A 2,390-nucleotide genomic window follows, 5' to 3' on the forward strand; every position below is an offset into this window, starting at 1 on the left:
GCAGGGGGGACCCTGTGGGAGAGTAGGACACCGCCGAACAATCTTTGAGAAAACCCCCGTGCCATTCGGCACGGGGGTTTTCTGCGTTTAGGGTCAATGGCATGCGCTATGACCTCGTGATCTTCGACAATGACGGTGTGCTCGTCGACAGCGAGCCGATCTCCAACCGGCATCTCGCCGCCTATCTGACGGAGCTCGGGCACCCGACCTCCTACGAGGACTCCATCCGGGACTACATGGGCTCCGCCATGCACCGGATCCATGAGCTCGTCCTGGAGCGGACCGGGCAGAAGTTGCCGGCCGACTTCGACGACGTCTTCCACGCGAGGGTCTTCGCCGCGTTCGAACGGGAGTTGAAGGCCGTGGCCGGTATCACCGGCGTACTCGAGAAGTTGGCCGCGGACGGGGTGCCGTACTGTGTGGCGTCCTCCGGGAGCCATGCGCGGATCCGGGTGGGGCATCGGGCGGCCGGCCTTGACCGGTGGTTCGAGGACGGGCGGATCTTCAGCTCGGAGGATGTGGGGCGGGGGAAGCCGGCGCCGGATCTTTTCCTGTACGCGGCCGAGCGGATGGGGGTCGAACCTCGGCGGTGTGTGGTCGTGGAGGACAGTCCCCTGGGAGTGCAGGCGGCCAACGCGGCGGGGATGGACGTGTTCGGGTTCACGGCGATGACGCCCGCCGCGAAGCTGGCCGGGGCCACCCAACTCTTCTCCGACATGGGTGAGTTGGTGGACCTGCTCGTCTGACATTTGTCATGCCGAGGTCCGGACGATCGTTTCTGTCGGGGGACCAGGTCCGGGCGAGAAGCTGAGGGCATGACGACGAAGACGAACTCGAAGCGCGCGAACCTGGCTCCTCTGATCGTGGACGTGGCTGTGCCGATCGGGGCGTACTACCTGCTGAAGGACGGGCTCGGGACGAGCACGTTGACGGCACTCGGCCTCAGCAGTGTCGTCCCGGCCGTGCGGACCGGCTGGAGTGTGGTGAAGGAGCGGACCGTCAATGGACTGGCCGCCCTCATCCTCGTGGTCAACGTCGCCGGGCTGCTGCTCAGCTTCGTCGCCGGTGACCCGCGGCTGATGCTCGCCAAGGACAGCGGGGTCAGCAGTGTGGTCGGCATCGGCATCCTGGTGTCCGTCGCCCTCGGGAAGCCGATGATGACCGCCGGCATGAAGCCCTGGCTGGTGAAGGGGATTTCCGAGCGGGAGGACGCATGGGCGCGGCTCCAGGGCGGGTCGGCGGACTTCCGGAGGGCCGAGCGGCGGTTCTCCGTGGTGTGGGGTGTCGTCCTGCTGACGGAGTGCGTGCTGCGGGTCGTGGGGGCGTACACGCTGCCGGTCGACACGATGGTGTGGCTCGGGTCCGTGGTCATGGTCGTGTCGATGGCGGTGGCGTTCCTGGTCAGCGGGGCGATCGGGGCCGGTCCCATGGCCCGGATGCTGATCGCCGAGACGAGGACCTGCGCTCCCGCCAGGCCCGAGGTCGCCCTCGCCCGATAAAGCTGAGGGAAATTCATCTTTGGCTGGATCTACCCACGAGTACGCCGGGGCCCTACGCTCGCCGCCATGACAGATGTGCTGCGGCGCGGCAGGGCCTCGCTGGCGTTCAGCTTCTTCGCGCAGGGCGCCGCCTTTGCTCTGCTGGTGACGCGGATCCCGGCGATCCAGGACCGGTACGGGGTCTCCGACGCGCTGCTGCCCGCCTTCCTGGCCGCCGTCCCGATCCTCGCCGGGGTCGGGAGCGTCTCGACCGAGCATCTGGTGAAGCGGATACGGCCCAGCCGGCTGTTGCGGCTCGCCCAGCCCGTGGTGCTCCTGGCGCTGCTCGGCGTGGGAGCCGGGGACTCGACGCTCGAACTGGGTGTCTCGCTCGCCGCCTTCGGGCTGGCCGTCGGCATGCTCGACGCGTCCATGAACATGCTCGGGGTGAGCCTCCAGCGGGCGTACGGGCGCAGCATCATGCTCAGCTTCCATGCCGTCTTCAGCCTCGGCGGGATCGTCGGGGCCTCGCTCGCCTGGGTCGGGGCGCACTGGCATCTCGCGCTGTTCGTGTCCTATCTGCCGGTCGTGGCGGTGCTGGTGCCGCTGTGCCTGGTGGGGAGCCGCTGGTACGTCGACGGAGATGTGGCCGCCGTCGAGGAGAAGGCCGAGGGCGGGGACGGGGTCGTCTTCAAGCTGTTGCTGCCGCTCTGCCTGGTGATGACCTTCGCCTACATCGGGGACTCCACCGTCTCCAACTGGAGTGCGAAGTACCTTCAGGACGTGCTCGGGAGCAGTGAGCAGCTGGCGACCGTGCCGTACAACGTCTACATGGTGACGACCCTGCTGGGGCGGGCCGTCGGGGACTTCGGGGTGCGGCGGTTCGGGGCGGCGGCGGTCGTACGGCTGGGG

Annotated in this window: 3 protein-coding genes; all 3 read left to right on the forward strand. The window is 68.1% G+C overall.

All coding sequences use genetic code 11. The annotated features are described in order from the left end of the window. Positions 1-101 precede the first annotated feature (101 nt). Positions 102-746 (forward strand): HAD family hydrolase, encoded by a 645-nt coding sequence (locus AOJ26_RS40660; protein WP_053853348.1) that lies wholly within the window; start codon positions 102-104, stop codon positions 744-746. A gap of 69 nt (positions 747-815) precedes the next feature. After that, on the forward strand, positions 816-1,499 hold the full coding sequence (locus AOJ26_RS40665; protein ID WP_053853349.1) for a VC0807 family protein: 684 nt from the start codon (positions 816-818) through the stop codon (positions 1,497-1,499). A gap of 66 nt (positions 1,500-1,565) precedes the next feature. Next, the coding region (locus tag AOJ26_RS40670; protein ID WP_053853350.1) for an MFS transporter at positions 1,566-2,390 on the forward strand (825 nt) is incomplete at its 3' end.

This window comes from Streptomyces sp. NRRL B-24085 (assembly GCF_001282115.1).
Classification (GTDB): domain Bacteria; phylum Actinomycetota; class Actinomycetes; order Streptomycetales; family Streptomycetaceae; genus Streptomyces.

Excerpts from the sequence above, each read along its gene's own strand:
- AOJ26_RS40665 (WP_053853349.1), top strand. The coding sequence starts at position 816 with ATGACGACGAAGACGAACTCGAAGCGCGCGAACCTGGCTCCTCTGATC.
- AOJ26_RS40660 (WP_053853348.1), top strand. The coding sequence starts at position 102 with ATGCGCTATGACCTCGTGATCTTCGACAATGACGGTGTGCTCGTCGAC.